Origin of the sequence: Clostridioides sp. GD02377 (assembly GCF_045899875.1) — a bacterium.
Taxonomy (GTDB): domain Bacteria; phylum Bacillota; class Clostridia; order Peptostreptococcales; family Peptostreptococcaceae; genus Clostridioides; species Clostridioides difficile_A.
The window spans coordinates 150,749-167,651 of record NZ_JBJODA010000002.1; the positions used below are offsets into that span (position 1 = coordinate 150,749).

16 protein-coding genes are annotated in these 16,903 nt (G+C 27.6%); 12 read left to right on the forward strand and 4 right to left on the reverse strand.

Annotated features, from left to right (window positions below):
• Positions 1–22: 22 nt before the first annotated feature.
• Together Q3304_RS02495 and Q3304_RS02500 are read right to left on the reverse strand one after the other, a co-directional pair.
• On the reverse strand, positions 23–904 hold the full coding sequence (locus Q3304_RS02495; RefSeq protein WP_407815164.1) for a PhzF family phenazine biosynthesis protein: 882 nt from the start codon (positions 902–904) through the stop codon (positions 23–25).
• A complete protein-coding gene (locus Q3304_RS02500) occupies positions 891–1,643 on the reverse strand; it encodes a TrmB family transcriptional regulator (RefSeq protein WP_407815165.1) in 753 nt (250 codons plus the stop codon). The genes Q3304_RS02495 and Q3304_RS02500 overlap by 14 nt, the downstream gene beginning before the upstream one ends.
• Positions 1,644–1,897: 254 nt before the next feature.
• Between Q3304_RS02500 and trxA the strand changes: the two genes are divergently transcribed.
• Positions 1,898–2,215, forward strand: a complete 318-nt coding sequence (trxA, locus tag Q3304_RS02505; protein WP_407815166.1) for a thioredoxin — start codon at positions 1,898–1,900, stop codon at positions 2,213–2,215.
• 293 nt (positions 2,216–2,508) lie between these two features.
• Here trxA and Q3304_RS02510 read toward each other — a convergent pair whose 3' ends face one another.
• A complete protein-coding gene (locus tag Q3304_RS02510) occupies positions 2,509–3,783 on the reverse strand; it encodes an aminotransferase class V-fold PLP-dependent enzyme (RefSeq protein ID WP_407815167.1) in 1,275 nt (424 codons plus the stop codon).
• Positions 3,784–4,787: 1,004 nt separating this feature from the next.
• On the opposite strand from Q3304_RS02510, the gene Q3304_RS02515 reads away from it, so the two are divergent.
• From Q3304_RS02515 to Q3304_RS02555, 9 genes are all read left to right on the forward strand, one after another.
• Positions 4,788–5,624, forward strand: coding sequence for a PRD domain-containing protein (locus Q3304_RS02515; protein WP_054271549.1), 837 nt, complete (start codon positions 4,788–4,790; stop codon positions 5,622–5,624).
• Positions 5,625–6,058: 434 nt separating this feature from the next.
• The gene (locus Q3304_RS02520) at positions 6,059–7,636 is read left to right on the forward strand and encodes a PTS transporter subunit EIIC (protein WP_054271548.1); all 1,578 of its coding nucleotides are present in this window, start codon (positions 6,059–6,061) and stop codon (positions 7,634–7,636) included.
• Positions 7,629–8,810, forward strand: a complete 1,182-nt coding sequence (locus tag Q3304_RS02525) for a MalY/PatB family protein (RefSeq protein ID WP_079739797.1) — start codon at positions 7,629–7,631, stop codon at positions 8,808–8,810. Before Q3304_RS02520 ends, Q3304_RS02525 begins: the two co-directional genes overlap by 8 nt.
• A gap of 19 nt (positions 8,811–8,829) precedes the next feature.
• Positions 8,830–9,429 (forward strand): SIS domain-containing protein, encoded by a 600-nt coding sequence (locus tag Q3304_RS02530; protein ID WP_407814835.1) that lies wholly within the window; start codon positions 8,830–8,832, stop codon positions 9,427–9,429.
• A 24-nt stretch (positions 9,430–9,453) separates the two neighbouring features.
• Positions 9,454–9,924, forward strand: coding sequence for a PTS glucose transporter subunit IIA (locus Q3304_RS02535; protein ID WP_054277507.1), 471 nt, complete (start codon positions 9,454–9,456; stop codon positions 9,922–9,924).
• Between the two features lie 239 nt (positions 9,925–10,163).
• Entirely contained in the window at positions 10,164–10,910 is a 747-nt protein-coding gene (locus Q3304_RS02540) for a DUF2087 domain-containing protein (protein WP_407814836.1), read from the forward strand.
• 67 nt (positions 10,911–10,977) lie between these two features.
• The gene (locus tag Q3304_RS02545) at positions 10,978–11,652 is read left to right on the forward strand and encodes a 4Fe-4S binding protein (RefSeq protein WP_407814837.1); all 675 of its coding nucleotides are present in this window, start codon (positions 10,978–10,980) and stop codon (positions 11,650–11,652) included.
• 184 nt (positions 11,653–11,836) lie between these two features.
• Entirely contained in the window at positions 11,837–12,769 is a 933-nt protein-coding gene (locus Q3304_RS02550) for a TDT family transporter (protein WP_407814838.1), read from the forward strand.
• Positions 12,770–12,874: 105 nt separating this feature from the next.
• Positions 12,875–13,342 (forward strand): C-GCAxxG-C-C family protein, encoded by a 468-nt coding sequence (locus Q3304_RS02555; protein WP_054277503.1) that lies wholly within the window; start codon positions 12,875–12,877, stop codon positions 13,340–13,342.
• 118 nt (positions 13,343–13,460) lie between these two features.
• Here Q3304_RS02555 and Q3304_RS02560 read toward each other — a convergent pair whose 3' ends face one another.
• Positions 13,461–14,315 carry a GRP family sugar transporter gene (locus Q3304_RS02560; protein ID WP_054271541.1) on the reverse strand — a complete coding sequence of 285 codons (855 nt, stop codon included), beginning with the start codon at positions 14,313–14,315 and terminating at the stop codon, positions 13,461–13,463.
• Positions 14,316–14,480: 165 nt separating this feature from the next.
• Here Q3304_RS02560 and Q3304_RS02565 point away from each other — a divergent pair, with 165 nt between their 5' ends.
• Positions 14,481–16,445, forward strand: coding sequence for a BglG family transcription antiterminator (locus Q3304_RS02565; protein ID WP_407814839.1), 1,965 nt, complete (start codon positions 14,481–14,483; stop codon positions 16,443–16,445).
• Positions 16,445–16,903, forward strand: a complete 459-nt coding sequence (locus Q3304_RS02570; RefSeq protein WP_054271539.1) for a PTS sugar transporter subunit IIA — start codon at positions 16,445–16,447, stop codon at positions 16,901–16,903. Before Q3304_RS02565 ends, Q3304_RS02570 begins: the two co-directional genes overlap by 1 nt.

Consider the following 16,903-nt stretch of genomic DNA (forward strand, 5'->3'; position numbering starts at 1 on the left):
TTTTATTAAATTAGATAAAGGATTAATACATAATTTCTCCACTTAAAACAGTATAAGCACTTCCTCCAATTTTTACAGAAGATATATTATTATTTTCCTTTTCTATATTTACATATACTTTTCCAGGTCTGTTTATAAAATTACCTTCCTCACCAATAAAACTAGTTTTTTCTAAAATATTATGTTGTACTATATAAGATGATACACAAGCATTTCCAGTTCCACATACAGGGTCTTCTGTAACTCCAACATATGGTGCAATAGATCTTAAATGATAGTCACATTTTTTATCTATAGTCTCTATGCAAAATGGAGTTATACCAATTATGTTATTTTCACCACTAAATTTTTTGATTTCATTTAAGTCTGGAGAAATATTTTTTAAATCATCTAAAGATTTTAATCCAAATATAAGCCACCAAAGTCCAGTATTTACCTTCATAATTGGATATTCAAGAAGTCTATCTTCATTTACACCTATCATTTTCGCAAGTTCTTTTCTGTAGTTATCTAAATTTACAAATTCAGGAGAATTTTGCTCCATCATAAATATATTTTCATTATCTATTTCTTTAAGTTCTACAGATAGCACACCAGCTTTTGTTTCTTGATAAAATATATTTTTATTAGTATCAAGTTTTCCCTCTTCTAAAAGTGCATGAAAAGCTCCTACTGTTGCATGACCACATAAATCAACTTCTAAACCAGGTGTAAAGAATTGCACTTTGAAATCTGCTACATTTGATTTTGAAACGAATGCAGTTTCTGATAAGTTCATTTCTTTAGCCACATTTTGCTTGATTTCATCAGAAATATTGGATGCATCAGTAACTACACCAGCAGGATTTCCACCAAAAGGTACAGTTGTAAAAGCATCAACTTGTTTAATCTTAATTTTGTTCATTTTTGAAACCTCCCTTTGTTTTTTCTGAAATATAAATTTCATGTTTTATGTATTGAGTTCCAATATATAAAATATTAGAGTTTTTTGTCCAAATTGAAATAGCTTCACTTCCTTCAGATAAGTTTCCTGTCAATATTTCATTGTTATCTACAATTAAAATCATTCCTTTGTAAAGTTTTTTATTTTCAAGTGTAGTATCATTTCCTCCATGAATATGAACATTACTTAGACCTTCAAGCATTTTATTTTCTAAAAGTAGTATTTCAACATTAATATTTTTTTTACAAGCAACTAGAAGGTCATTTTTTAGTTCAAGAATTTCTTCATAGGGGCAAGAAATTATAATCTCTTGACTTGCATTATTTATCATTTCTGTTGCTTTTTTTAAGATATTTTTATCACCTTTTATATTTAAAACATATTCTATATTCTTACCTTTATTTAATACCTGTAAGTTATCATTTAGTTTGTCTATAGAATTATTAAATTCTTCTTTTTTATTTTTTAATAATCCACTAGGATTTATAGGTACATATTTAATGGGGTCAGCTCCAACATTGATAATTATATTATTGTTTATTAGTCTTGTTATATTTTCATAGACTTTTGATTGTGGGACACCTGATAATTTGCTTATCTCGTATCCTGTTAAAGGATTTTCTTTTAATAATGCTATGTATATTTGAGATTCATATTTTGTAAATCCTATATTTTGTAACTCATTAACTATATCATCCATAGGTAAACTCCTTTTATAAAATATTAGTAACTACATAGGTAGTTATTAATTAGATTTTATAACTTAAATAGTGAAATGTCAACTATAATTAAGTGAAAAATAAAAGTTTATAGTATAAATATTTAACATTACAATTATACCTGGTGTAAGATTAAAATCATTAAAAATGAGTAGTTACAAAAAAGTGACTAATTGAACTGTTACATGGGTCGTAGTATATTAATATCAAGAAAACAATAAAGGAGATATATGTTATGTCAAAAATAATAAATAACAATGAATTTATAAACGAAGTAGAAAATAAAGATGGATTAGTGGTTGTAGATTTCTTCGCAACTTGGTGTGGACCTTGTAAGATGTTATCACCAGTATATGAAGCATTAGGAAATGAGATGGCTGAAAAAGCAAATTTTTTTAAAGTGGATATAGACCAAAGTATAGAATTAGCTCAAGAATTTGAAGTATCTACAGTACCAACTGTAATAATATTTAAAGATGGAAAACCTGTAGATAGATTAATAGGATTCATACCTAAAGATAATTTGAAAAAGAAAGTTGAATCATATATGTAATTAAAATAAATCTCATATGCAAACAAAAAACTCATCACAGTGAGTTTTTTTGTTTATATTTATCTAATGATATATTATTTATATAAAAGAAAAAGGAAAGGTTATTAAAAATAAAAATTCAATGTAAAAAGGTGAATTCTAGTAGATAAATTCACCTTTTTACATTGAATATTATATAGATTTTGTATAAAAAATGTATCTCTTTTGATGATTAAAAGTATTTTGATATAGTTCATTTTTTATGTGGCAATAAGATTAATCTTTATCTATTGCTGAAAAAGAATAGAAAAATCTTATTTAAAAGCCAAAGTTTTAATAGCATATATAAATCTATCTATCTCATCAAAAGTATTGTACATTCCTAAACTTATCCTAACAAGACCTACAGGATTTTCCCTCATAAATCTGATGTATGCTTCTTTTGGGCTTATACCTAATAGTCTTTGTACATAAATATCTGCTCCTACTAATCCAGCTCCAGTTTCTATTCCAAAGTTATTAACTAGATATTTTGCGACATCTTTATAATACATATTACTTATATTGAAAGATATATTTGGGATAATTACATTGTTTGATTTATCTCCATATATTATCACGTTGGGTATTTTCTTCAATTCTTCTTTAGTATATAAAAATAATTCTCTTTCATATCTTGAAATTCTGCTTAGACCAATTTTATTTAAAGTATTTAGTGCTTTTCCCATTGCAAGAGTTCCAAAATATTCTGGATATCCTGCTTCAAAACGCTGTGGGATATTTGCATATATTATTTTGTCATCGGATACAAACTTGGTAGAACCTGAGCCATATAGTGCAGGAGTAAATTTTTCAAAGAATGATTTAGGGCCTACTAGAGCACCTCCATTTAGTGGGGAATAACATTTATGCCCACTAAAAACAATAAAATCTATATGCTCATCACATTCATATGGCATCATTGAAAAAGGTTTGTGCTGAATTACTTGAACAATATCTACTAATATCTTGGCACCATACTTATGAGCCATTCTTGCTATTTCATATATAGGAGTGGTTATACCTGTAACATTACTAGCACCTGTGACTGTAACAAGAGATACATTACCAGCATTATTTTTAAGCACATTTTCTAATTGACACAAATCAAGTTCTCCTTTTTCTGTAATTCCAACAACCTTTGTAGGAAAATTAACTTTAAAAGGCAGATAATTAGCCATATGCTCCATTGCTGTAGTAATAACAAGTTTATTTGAATTTTCTTTCTTAAAAAATTCTGCTAATAAGTTGATTCCTTCTGTAGCACTTTTCACATAAATAACAGAGTCTTTTTCTTTATCTCCATCAATAAGCTTGAGAATAGTATGTCGTACATTCTCATATTCTAAAGTGTTTTTTTCTGAGATTATTCCTGGAGCATTGATATAAGTAAGCCAAGGAATCTCACAATTTAAATTATCTACCACGTTTTTTAAAACTAATGGAGTAGCAGAGTTGTTAAAATATATTCTTTTAACAGTTTCACCATTTTTAGTTTTAACTTTAAGATTTGCACCTTCAATGTATTCTGATAAATCCATGAATGGCATAAAAAAACTCCTTATCTAATAAACTATTTTATTTTTTATTAAACAAGCTTAAGTTTTAATCAAGAGCTTGTTTAATATATGTTATGTTTTTAGAAGAGGTTTTGTTAATTATTCTTTATTAAGTAAATGTTTGATAATAGATGTAACTTTGGATAGAATTGCTTTATATGCTGATGAGTTATGGGGAATAAATAATGGAAAATTAATGTTTATAAAAAGTAGAGATAATGAGATAGATTAAACTATTAAATTACACGAAAATGAGCTACAGTTGGGGGAAACTGTAACTCATTCTATTTTGGGGGAGATAGGTTGAACTTATTGGTTATCCGTATCATGTTTTTAGTATAGTCACTTATTTAAATTTATATACATTTTTTTATAAATTTTACATAAAATGTTAAATATTTATTGAAGATAGTAATAGACATGAATAGTAATCTTATAAAAATAGTAAAGATGTAGCTAAATAAAAGGAATGAAAATGCATTGTAAATAATTAAAAAAAGTATTTTTAAAGTTATAGGAGATAAACAAGTACTATAATTTAACAGAAAAACAAAAAATATAATATAAATAAAATTATAAAATATATTATAAAAAATATAGTCTAATTTATGAAAATTAAAAGTTATATTATTTAATACATATATATTTGAGAAAAGATTAGCAATACACTATAATCTGAATTTCAATAAATACATATATTTTTTAAATTAAAATACTTGAAAATACTGGAAAACAATTAAAAGTTAGTTTTAGAAGATAAAATATAGAGTAATTTTAATTAATTGAATACACAAAAGAAATACTTGAATATATTTAAATAAAAAAACGATAAAATATGACAATTTAATTAAGAGGATTTAAAATATTTTGTTATTGTAGTATTATAGGGGAAAATGCAAAATATATTCGAAAATGAAATTTTAAATATTGACATTAAATTAAATATAATATACTATGTAATTGTGATGAGAGATTTTTTTTAGAGGGGATTTATAGTGAATATAAAAAAAATATTTAATAACAATGTAGTAGTAAGCTCCCTAGAAGATGGCACAGAAATAATTATTACTGGTGCTGGAGTTGGATTCAAGAAAAAAGTAGGAGATTTGATAGATGAAAATTTGATTTCTAAGAAATATTTTGTTCAAGATAATCAAAAAGACAAATACAATCAAATACTTAACAAGACCTCTATTGAATACTTTAAAATTTCAGAAGAAATTATAGAAAAGGCTAATGAAGTTTTAAATACTCAAGTGAATGATTCAATAATATTAGCCTTAACTAGTCACATAGAATTCGCTGTCCAAAGAGAAAAACAAGGTATAAAATTACCAAACTTAATATTGAATGAGACAAAACAACTTTATAGAGAAGAATTTGAATTTGGATTATGGGCAATTGATGAAATTGAAAAAAAGATAGGAATAAAATTGCCTGAAGATGAAGCTGGATACATAGCTATTCATATAATCAATGGGTTGGAGAATTCTCAGAAGGATGAAGGTATTAATATACTAGAGTTTTCAAAACAAGTTATTCAGATAATTGAAGAAGTACATGGGTTTAAATTAGATGTAAATTCACTAAATTACACTAGACTTATAACTCACTTAAAGTTTTTTGTTCAAAGGATTCTAAGAAAAGAAACTTATAAAGATAGTGATATTGAAGATATGTATAAGTTGGTGAATAAAAATTATAATAAACCTAAAATATGTACTGAGGAAATTGCAGCATTGGTATTAGACAGATTTGAATATAAAATTAGTAAAGAAGAAGAATTATATCTAATGATTCACATAAATAAAATAACAAACAGTGGTTGTTAGGATTGTAACTGATAAGCAGGCAAAACCTAAGTCATTGAACTTAACTATTAGATTAAGTTTTTTGATTTAGGCTTTTTTATTAAATACAGACAGTGAGTTTTAGGATTGTAACTGGTTAAGCAGGCAAAACCTAAATCATTGAACTTAACTATTAGATTAAGTTTTTTGATTTAGGTTTTTTTATTAAATACAAGCAGTGAGTTTTAGGATTGTAACTGGTTAAGCAGGCAAAACCTAAATCATTGAATTTAACTATTAGGTTAAGTTTTTTGATTTAGGTTTTTTTATTAAATATAGACAGTGAATTTTAGGATTGTAACTGATTGAGCAGGCAAAACCTAAATCATTGAACTTAATTATTGGATTGAGTTTTTTGATTTAGGTTTTTCTATAAATTTGATTATGTTTTTAGATAAAAATAGGAGGGTAAAATTATGAAAAAAAATAAGTTAGGTTTATGGAACTTCTTCCAAATGTTAGGAAAAACGTTTATGTTCCCAATAGCACTACTTAGTGTTTCAGGGATGATGTTAGGACTTGGTGCAGGTTTTACAGACCCTAAGATGATTGCCATGGTTCCGTTTTTAGGAAATGAATATGTCAACATGATTTTAAATTTCATGCTGACAATAGGATTATTTGCATTTAATAATTTGGGAGCATTATTTGCAATGGCAATTCCATTGGGATTATTAAAAAAAGAAAAAGAGTTTGGAGCTTTTTCAGGTCTAGTAGGATTTATAGCAATGCATATAGGTACGAATTTTTATTTAACAAGAGCTGATTTATTAGTACCAGTAGACCAAATGTCAACTAATGGTCAAGCTATGATTATGGGAATACAAACATATAATACAAGTGTTTTAGGTGGTATTGTGGCAGGTCTAATTGTTTATGCAATATATGATAAAGTTAGTAATTTAAAAATGCCAGAATCCTTAGGATTCTACAGTGGGCCAAGACTAGTTCCAATTGTGAGTTTAATAGTTATGAGTATTGTCGGATTATTAATACCTATTGTTTGGCCACCATTTTTCAATGCATTCCAAAATTTAGGAAAATGGATTTCTTCAGCTGGGCCATTGGGATATTTCTCATACGCAGTGGCAGAAAGAGTTACAATTCCATTTGGATTAAATCATCTTGTAACATCTGTATTCCGTTTTACACCAATAGGTGGAACTGCTGTTATTGATGGAGAAACATACTTTGGTACATTGAATATGTTTATGGCATATGTAGAGAATAATCAGATTATACCTCTTGATTTAGCTGGCAAAATGGAACAAGGTAAATTAATGATTCAATATGGATTAGCTGGTGCTGCATTAGCTATATATCGTACAGCAAAACCAGAAAATAGAAAAGCACTTAAGGGGCTTTTAATATCAGGAGTGTTGACAGTTATTATAGGTGGTATAAGTGAGCCAATAGAATTCTTATTCTTATTTATCTCACCAGCATTATTTGCTTTCCATACATTTATGAATGGTTTAGCAAACATGGTACTTCCATACTTAGGTGTATTAATGGGATTCACAGGAGATTTAATTGCATTCATAAGTTTTGGTGTGTTAAGAGGAACAGCTACAGGATGGCCAATAGCAGTATTAGTAGCAGCTTTATACTTTGCAATATACTATTTTGTATTTAAGTGGGCAATTATTAAGTTTAATATAAAGACTCCAGGACGTGAGGATAAAGAGCTAAAAGTATCTGAAGGAAATGGTTCAGATTTTAAAAATTTATCTACATATAAAGGACAACAGATGATAGCTGCGTTAGGTGGGCAATCTAATATATTATCATTAGACAATTGTGTAACTAGATTACGTTTAAAATTAGAAGATGTATCATTGATAAATGAGGATGCAATTAAAGAAGCTGGTGGTATAGCAGTTGTTAAATTGGACGAGCACACAATACAAGTGATTATAGGAACTCAAGTGTACTCTTTAAGAAAGCAAATGGATAAGGCTATGGAAGGTCATTTGGAGGCATGTAATGATTAACTTTGATAAAAAAATAGACCGATTGGGTACATATTGTACCCAATGGGATTATGTAGAAGATAGATTTGGAAAAAAGGGATTACTTCCTTTTACAATATCAGATATGGATTTAGAGTTTCCATATGAAATAACAGAAGTTTTGCAGGAAAGATTGAATCATAGAGTTTTGGGATACAGTAGATGGAAACATGAGGATTTTAGAGATTCAGTTACAAACTGGTATACTAAAAGGTTTAATTGTAATATTGATGGTAATTGGATATACTACAGTCCTAGTGTAATGTACTCAATTAGTAAACTTATTGAGCTATTCAGTGATGAGGGAGATGGAATTTTGATAAATACTCCTGCATATAATGCTTTTTATGATGTTATAGCAAATAATAATCGTAATATTATAAAATCACCTCTTGTAAATGAAGATGGATTCTATTTGATTGATTTTGATGATTTCGAGAAAAAGTGCAAAGAATCTAAGATATTTATTTTATGTAATCCACATAATCCAACTGGAAGAGTGTGGAGTGAGTTAGAACTTGCTAAGATGATAGGTATTTGTAAAGACAATAATGTAAAGATAATATCAGATGATATACATATGGATATTGTGTATGATAATAGAATGACTCCTATTTTAAAGGTTGCAGAAAGCTATTTAGATTCTATATTTATTTGTACATCAGCATCGAAGTCTTTTAATATACCAGCATTGACTGGGTCATATGTGATTATACCAAATGAAAGTACGAGAAATAAATTTGAAAATATCACTAGATATCGTGATTTTGTAAACTCACCTGCAATACTGGCAATACTAGCAACAATGGTTTGTTATAATGATTGTGAATATTGGTTGGATGAATTATTAAAATATCTTAAAGATAATCTTGAATATACAATTAAGTATATAAAGGATAATTTAGAGCCATTAAAGTTGGTTATGCCAGAAGGTTGTTATTTTGCTTGGATAGATTTTTCTGACCTTAAGGTAAGTAGTGAGATATTTCAAAAGTTATTGATGGATATTGGAGAAGTAGCTATTATGTCAGGAAATGTATATGGTGAAGAAAGTGAATTTTATTTACGATTAAATGTAGCCTGTTCAAGGGAGAAACTTGAAGATGGTTTAAATAGAATTAAAAAAACTATAGATTATATTGCAAAAAATATTTAATATAGAAAGGGAGATAGTTATGAGCTATTTAAAAACAATGGTTGATGTTATGACTACTGAAATGAATGCCATAAAATGTTTAATAGATGAAGCAGGTATTGAATATGAAAGTATAGTTAATGAAATTGCCAACTGTGAAGGTAAAGTGATTTTTATGGGTGTAGGTAAATCTGCACATATAGGTAAGAAATTGGCAGCTACATTTGCCAGTACTGGGACACCAAGCTTTTTTGTACATGCAACAGAGGCAGTACATGGAGATTTGGGAATGATTGAAAGCAAAGATATTACAATTCTAATCTCAAATAGTGGAAATTCTATGGAAGTAGTGAATTGTATAAAGTATGTTAAAGCAATTGGTTCTAAAACAATTGCATTTACTTCAAATAGAAATTCAGTATTGGCAACAGAGTGTGATTATGCTTTAATATATCCAGCAAAGGATGAAGCAGACCACTTAAATTTAGCACCAACAACATCATCTACGATTACTTTAGTTTTAGGAGATTCTATTGCATGTGCATTATCTAAAAATAGTAATTTTGATTCAGCTGATTTTTATAAATACCATCCAGGAGGAAGTCTAGGTAAGAAACTAAAAGCAGCTAATAATGGTTAAAAGTAAAGAAGGAGAGTATGTTTTATGTTCAAAATGTTTAAAAAGAAATCAATAAAGTCGCCCATATCAGGGAAAGTAATAGAATTATCTAAAATTCCAGATGCTGTATTTTCTCAAAAACTTATGGGAGAAGGTGTAGCTATAGATTCTACAGGAGACATTGTTTATGCGCCACTTAATGGAAAGATAGCAGTAATAGCAGAAACTAAACATGCATTTGTAATAGAATTAGAAAATGGAATGGAGCTTCTTATTCATGTTGGTCTAGATACGGTAAATCTAAAAGGCGAAGGGTTTGAAGCGTTAGTAAGTGTGGGTGAACAGGTCAAAGAAGGAACACCAATGTTGAAGATTAACCGTTCTTTGATTGAATCAAAGGGTATATCACTTATTACTCCAGTTACAATAACTAATTATTCAGAGTACAATATGAATACATATAATGTAGGTAATAGTGTTGAAGGTGGAAAAGACACTATAATTGAGTTTAAATAAAAAACTAAAATATAGGATTAGTATCTATAAATTTATATTTTATAAGATTAATCACATAGGTTTGTTGGATAAAAAGAAATTCTTTAATTATTAATTGAGGAATTTCTTTTTTTATATTCTAATTTCAAATTAATAAATAAACGAATTTCATAAACAAAAAATGAAAATGTTGACTATATAAATAAACTTTAATATAATATATCTATGCAAAACATAAACTATGGAATGGAGATATACATATGAAAATTGAAAATCTTTCTATCAATGATATTAAACAAGGTTATGTATTTAATGATGAGTTAAATTGTTATATTTGCATTACATGTGCAAAAACATATGAAGTGGGAGAAATATACAGAATAGGTGATAGATTCTTTGAAGCTTCAAAGGCTATTGAATTGCATATGGAATTAGAGCACAGTGATTATTTAGAAAAAATGATTAATGGTGATTCAAAATATAACACACTGACTGAAAATCAAAAACAATTATTTCAATTATTTATTAGTGGTTTACCGGATAAGGAAATTGCAAAAAAGGTTGAAGTATCTACATCTACTATTCGTCATCAAAAATTTATGTTTAGAGAAAAAGCAAAACAGGCAAAACTGTATTTAGCATTATATGAGTCTGTATTTGAAGAAAAATCTAATAAAGGTAGTACCATAATACCAATCCATGAACATGCTAAAATGGTTGACGAAAGATATGTAGTAACTGAAGAGGAGAGAAAACACATTTTAGAGACTTCCTTTGAAAGTATGAATCCTCTAAAATTAAAAGTATTTTCCTCAAAGGAAAAGAAAAAAGTTGTAATTTTATCTAAGATTTTGGAAAAATTTGAGTATGGTAAGCAATATTCAGAAAAGGAAGTCAATCAGATTTTAAAATCTATATATAATGATTTTGCAACAATTAGAAGATATTTAATTGAATATGGTTTTATGAGTAGAAATAAAGAATGTACAAAGTACTGGTTAACATAATGCTAATGGAAAAGTCTACCAATATATAATATTATTTTTACTTTGTTAATTCTGGAAGGAGTTAAATATGAATAATGAATTGAAATGTATTTTACACAGTAAAGGTGTAGATATTGTTCGTTTTATTGATATATCTGAATTTCCAGCAAGTCAAACACATGGTTTTTCTAAAGCAATTTTATTTTGTATAGGATTATCAAAAAAATTCGTTACAGATATATATAATAACTTACCTACAGATAGTGATGATTTCTTAGAAAAAGAGGAGAAAGTAGAAGAGTTAGCTGATTGGATTTCAAAATATATTCAAGATAAAGGTTATAAAGCTTATTCTCAATCAGAAAAAAATAATCTAGAACATGGATATTCTGAAAAGGGTTATATTAATCCAACAATGCAATCAGGTATTAGTACTTTACCACATAAGACAATAGCAAATATTAGTGGTCTTGGATTTATGGGAAAAAATAATTTGTTTGTAACTGAGGAATATGGTTGTGCTTTTAGCATGTGTACTGTGCTTACAGATGCTCCAATTTCTGTTGAAAGATATCCTTTAATGGATTCGAAGTGTTCAGATTGTAATATTTGTGTAGAAAACTGTCCTGCAAAAGCTATACATGGAAATGAGTGGGCTTTGCCAGGTAAAAGAGAGTCTCTTATTGATATTTCAAAGTGTTTTTGTGTATTGAAATGTATGATGAGTTGTCCATGGTCATTAAAATATGCAAACCAGAAATAAGTCTACTAGATATTAAATAAATAAACCAATCGCCTTAATATATTAAGTATATAGATACTTATAATAATGAAATTAAACTTAATAGATATTTTCTATATAAGAAAAATGGTCGCAATATGTCAACTTGACCATTTTTTTGATATAATTAAAAATACAAATAACTTAGTAACAAAGGAGGTAGAATTTGAATTTTTTAAAAAAATATCCTATACCTATTGCAAGTCTGATTTTATCAATATTTACTTTAGGTAACTTATTACAATCTTATAGTGAATCATTACGTAATGTAATTGGATTTATAGGATTTGTTTTATATGCAATTTACATAGTAAAAATAGTATTACTAAAAAAGGGTGTTAAAGAGCAATTAGAAAACCCCTTAATATCAAGTACATTTCCAACTATAACAATGGCAACGATGATATTTGCTACATATGTAAAACCATTATCTTTAGAATTAGGTATTGTAATTTGGAGCATCGGAGTTGTAGGTCATATTGTGTTGATAATCTTATTTAGTAAGAAATTCTTAGTTAAATTTTCAATAAAAGCAGTATTTCCATCTTGGTATATAGTCTATGTCGGGATAGTTGCAGCAAGTGTTACAGCACCAGCATTTAATCAGTTTTTAATAGGTAAAGTTGCTTTTTGGATAGGATTTATATCTTATATAGTTCTTATACCAGTAGTTTTAAAAAGAGTGTGGATAATCAAGGAAATGCCTGAACCATCTTTACCAAGTATAGCTATATTAGCTGCACCAGGGTCATTACTATTGTCTGGATATATTAATTCTTTTTCAGATAAGAATAGTGTAATATTATACTTGTTATTTATACTTTCGATTGTATTTTATATTATAGTTTTGGGGTATTTACCAAAATTATTAAGATTGCCTTTTTATCCAAGTTTTGCTGCATTTACATTCCCTATGGCAATAAGTGCAATGGGTATGAAACTAATGAATGGTTATCTAACTAAATCAGGCCATCCTGTAAGTTGGATTTTATATGTTTCTAAACTAGAAGAGATAATAGCTACAGTGATTATTTTGTATGTTTTAGTTTTATTTATTATGTATCTTAGTAAATCAGAAACTACATCTAAAGCTAAATAAAAATTATTAAATATACGTATTTAGTAAAGAGATTAATATCAATGGATGAAAGTGATATTAATTTTAGAGATTTAATTTAGCTTAATTTTATTGGAGGATAAACGAATGAAAACAAAAGAGGAATATGTAAAAGAGGTTAGAGCAATAGCAGAAGAATACTTTAGAAAAGGAGAGTTTTTTTGTTCTGAAGCAGTTCTTCAAACAATAAATGATGCTTTAGGACAACCTTTGAGCCCCGAGATAACTAAGTTAGCATCAGGATTTCCAATAGGACTTGGAAAAGCACAATGTCTTTGTGGAGCAATATCTGGAGGTGAAATGGCTTTAGGTATTGTATATGGAAGAGTTCATGGTGAAACTATGAATCCAAAGATGTTTGAATATGCTAAGGATTTACATGATTATATTAAGAAAGAGTATGGTGCAACATGTTGTAGAGTTATTACAAAGAAGTGGGATGGTGATAACTTTATGTCTCCTGAAAGAAAAGAACACTGTATTAAAATAACAGGTCAAGTCACAGAGTGGGTTGCAAATAAACTTGTTGAAGATGAAAAACTTAAGATTAAATAGAATTATAGTAGCCTGTAAATTTTAAAAACTAAATTTACAGGCTTTAATTGTATAATTAATTTTTAATAATACAATTAACTCTAAATATATAAATAAAATTGTTCAAACAAATAAATAGTTATTTTATAATACTCAGCATAAGGACACCAGACATGATTAATATTATGCCAAGAAAAATAGAAAACCATTCTTTTTTATTTTTCTTCTCTTTAAAGAATATAATACCTCCTAAAGTGGCTACTATCACACAACTTTGGGAAATAGAAAAACTTATTGTAACCCCAAATGTATTAGTTGTTATAAACATACCTAAATTTGCTATTGACCATAGTACTCCAGTAATTAAATTAAATAAAACATTTTCCTTATATACAATTTCTTTAGAAAAATACTTCACAATAATAAATGAAGTTATCAACATACCCACAGATTGAGGTAATATAATTCTATATCCTTCGATTGAAAATATTTGATTAGTTACAACATATAATGCTAAAAATAAAGAAGATAATAATACAACTCCTACACATTTTAACATATTGTTGTCAGTAGATTTTTTTGTTTGATAGTTTGTAAGAAGTATGCCAAGTACTATACATAATATCGATGAAGAACCAATCAAGAACATTTTAGAACTAGTCCACTCATTAAATAAGAGTACAGCTAATAGTGTTGTAAAAGTCAATTGTGAACCATTTGAAATTGGCATTACTTTAGATACACTAGTAATTTGAATTGCTTTAAACTGCATTAGTTGTCCTAAACTCCAGAATATCCCAGAAATCATACTTACAAAGAATGAAAAAAATGTAATCTCAGGATGCATAACCAAAGTTATTATAGTGGAAAATATAAACGCACTTATAGATGTACCTAAAAGTTGTTCATAAGGAGAACTTTTTTTAAGATTCGCAACTATAGGCATCAATCCCCATCCCATTACAGGAAGCAAAGCAATAATTATTGTCAGCATTAGGTTATTTCCTTTCATATTAAATTTAGACAGTTTTTAATTTATCATCTAAAATTAAAGTATTCAATACATCAAAATTACCGTATTTAATAAGGAAATATTAGTAGTTTTTTAGAAAAACATTTTCCATTAAAATAAAAACAAAGGGAAGGAGTAAATTTGAAAATGTTAACTGATATGATTCAAAATCGTGAAATTAGAATAATAAAGTTTTTATTAAAAGAAGGTCATACAACTGTCAAAGAAATAGCAGATGATTTAGATGTCTCAGAAAAAACAGTTTCAAAATCTCTTAAAGAAGTAGAAGCAGTGCTCAAAAAGATAGGTCTTTCTTTAGTGAGAAAACCTAAAATAGGTGTTTATATTGATGGAGATTTGAAAAAAATACTTCCTTACCTAGATAATAAAGGAAGTCAAATTCCTACAACTAGAGAGGAGAGAGTAATATATATATATTCAATATTGTTGAAAAGTAATGATTATATCACTATACAACAAATCTCTGACGAATTATATATAAGTCGTGGAACTATTGAAAGAGATTTAGCTGAGGTTGAAAAATTGCTAAAAAATGAAGGAGTATCTATATATAAAAAACCTAGTAAAGGAATAAAATTGGATATAAGTGAAAGAGATAAAAGGCAACTTACTGCTAAGTTTATACATAAATTTTGGAGCAGAAACTGGTATATTAAGCAAGAACAAGAAAGCTTTTATCAGGCCTTTGAAAAAATACAAGCAGATGTAAATGGTATTTTTTCTGAAGATGATTTATCTATAATCATTGACATTCTTAGGAATTTCAGCAGAGAAAGAAATTTTGAGTTTTCTGATTATGAATTTCAGTCATTAGTTATCCATTTAGCCATAGCTGTAGAGAGAATTAGAAAAGGTGAGTATATAGAAGAAAGCTTGTATGTTGGTAATATTGAAAATAATCAAATGTCAAATACAACTTATTTAGCAAAACAATTAGAGCAAAAGTTTTCTATACTATTGCCAAAATCTGAAATTGGATATATAAATTTACATCTAGTAGCATCTGACCAACATAGAGATACTACTGAACTAAAAGATACGTCAGATAATCACTATGAGACAAATACAAATAATATCTCAAATCTTCGAGAAATTATTAAAAATACATTGTATGAGACAGCTTACGACAAAGATTTGATTGATGGACTAACTTCACATGTACATTCATCAATAAATAGATTGAAATACGGTCTTAGTATTAAAAATCCATATGTAAATACAATAAAGCAAAACTTTTCTTTATCATTTGAACAGGCTTTGGATTTAAAGAAGGTAATTGAATTTATATATGATATTAGGATAAATGATGATGAATGTGCTTATATAGCGCTACATTTTGAAGCTTTTAGGGAAAGAATGAAAGAACTTCCACAAAATGTTAGAGTTGTTCTAGTATGTAGTACAGGTCTAGGTTCATCCAGATTATTATCTGCAAGGATAAAAAAATACTTTCCTATGATAAAAATTGAAAAGATACTTTCTGTACAAGAATTAGTATCTAGTAAAATTGATGCAGATTTGGTGATAAGTACTATTTATTTAGAGTTAGAGACGATTCCTACAATAATAGTTAGCCCTATTTTAAATGAAAGTGATATAAGAACATTGGAAAAAAATATACAAAATGTTTCAGGGAATACTTCTAAAAAATATAAATCTTTTAAAAACCTAATCTTTAAAGAAAATATTCTATTAAATATTGAAGCTTTAAATTATGAAGATGTAATTAAATGTATAACAGATAATTTGATAAAAAAAGGTTTTGCAAGAGATGGAATCGCTGAGAGTGCAATTGAGAGAGAAAGTTTATCTTACACCTCTTTTCAATCTATAGCTACACCTCATGCTAATCCTAGTTATATTAAAAAATCTAATATATCTGTTGCAACTTTAAAAAATCCTATTACATGGGGAAATGAAAAGGTAGAAGTTATTTTCTTTATTTCATTAGAAAATGACAAAAACTTAGAGCTTGATGAAATATATGAAGTTTTTTATGACTTCATTGACAATAAAAAAAATATAGATGACATATTAAGTGCAACTTCACCAAAAGAAGTGTACGATTTGCTAATGGAGGAGAATATATAGTGAAAATATCAGATGTATTAAAAAAAGAGCAAATTGTTTTTAATCTTGCTACAACTACAAAAGAGGAAACAATAAAAGAATTGAGTAGCATATTTGTTAAAAATGGAATTGTAGATAACAAAGAAGAATATGTTAAGTCTGTTTTAGAAAGAGAAGAACATGCAACTACAGGTATTGGTAATGGGATTGCTATTCCTCATGGGAAAAGCAATGCTGTCAAGCAATCTTCTATAGTATTTGCAAGAACTAAAAATAAGATTGAGTGGGACGCTTTAGATGAAAAACCAGTAGATAGTATTTTCTTACTGGCTATAAGTGATATTGATAAGGATAGTAATCATCTTGTATTATTATCTAAATTGGCCACTAAGCTTATGGATGATGACAATGTGGATGCACTAAAATTAGCTAATTCAGAACAAGAAATAATTAATATATTTAATGAAGGAGATATGTAG

Excerpts from the sequence above, each read along its gene's own strand:
- Q3304_RS02525 (WP_079739797.1), top strand. The coding sequence starts at position 7,629 with ATGATTAACTTTGATAAAAAAATAGACCGATTGGGTACATATTGTACC.
- Q3304_RS02560 (WP_054271541.1), bottom strand. The coding sequence starts at position 14,315 with ATGCTGACAATAATTATTGCTTTGCTTCCTGTAATGGGATGGGGATTG.
- Q3304_RS02530 (WP_407814835.1), top strand. The coding sequence starts at position 8,830 with ATGAGCTATTTAAAAACAATGGTTGATGTTATGACTACTGAAATGAAT.
- Q3304_RS02500 (WP_407815165.1), bottom strand. The coding sequence starts at position 1,643 with ATGGATGATATAGTTAATGAGTTACAAAATATAGGATTTACAAAATAT.
- trxA (WP_407815166.1), top strand. The coding sequence starts at position 1,898 with ATGTCAAAAATAATAAATAACAATGAATTTATAAACGAAGTAGAAAAT.
- Q3304_RS02535 (WP_054277507.1), top strand. The coding sequence starts at position 9,454 with ATGTTCAAAATGTTTAAAAAGAAATCAATAAAGTCGCCCATATCAGGG.
- Q3304_RS02555 (WP_054277503.1), top strand. The coding sequence starts at position 12,875 with ATGAAAACAAAAGAGGAATATGTAAAAGAGGTTAGAGCAATAGCAGAA.
- Q3304_RS02540 (WP_407814836.1), top strand. The coding sequence starts at position 10,164 with ATGAAAATTGAAAATCTTTCTATCAATGATATTAAACAAGGTTATGTA.
- Q3304_RS02565 (WP_407814839.1), top strand. The coding sequence starts at position 14,481 with ATGTTAACTGATATGATTCAAAATCGTGAAATTAGAATAATAAAGTTT.
- Q3304_RS02495 (WP_407815164.1), bottom strand. The coding sequence starts at position 904 with ATGAACAAAATTAAGATTAAACAAGTTGATGCTTTTACAACTGTACCT.
- Q3304_RS02520 (WP_054271548.1), top strand. The coding sequence starts at position 6,059 with ATGAAAAAAAATAAGTTAGGTTTATGGAACTTCTTCCAAATGTTAGGA.
- Q3304_RS02545 (WP_407814837.1), top strand. The coding sequence starts at position 10,978 with ATGAATAATGAATTGAAATGTATTTTACACAGTAAAGGTGTAGATATT.
- Q3304_RS02510 (WP_407815167.1), bottom strand. The coding sequence starts at position 3,783 with ATGCCATTCATGGATTTATCAGAATACATTGAAGGTGCAAATCTTAAA.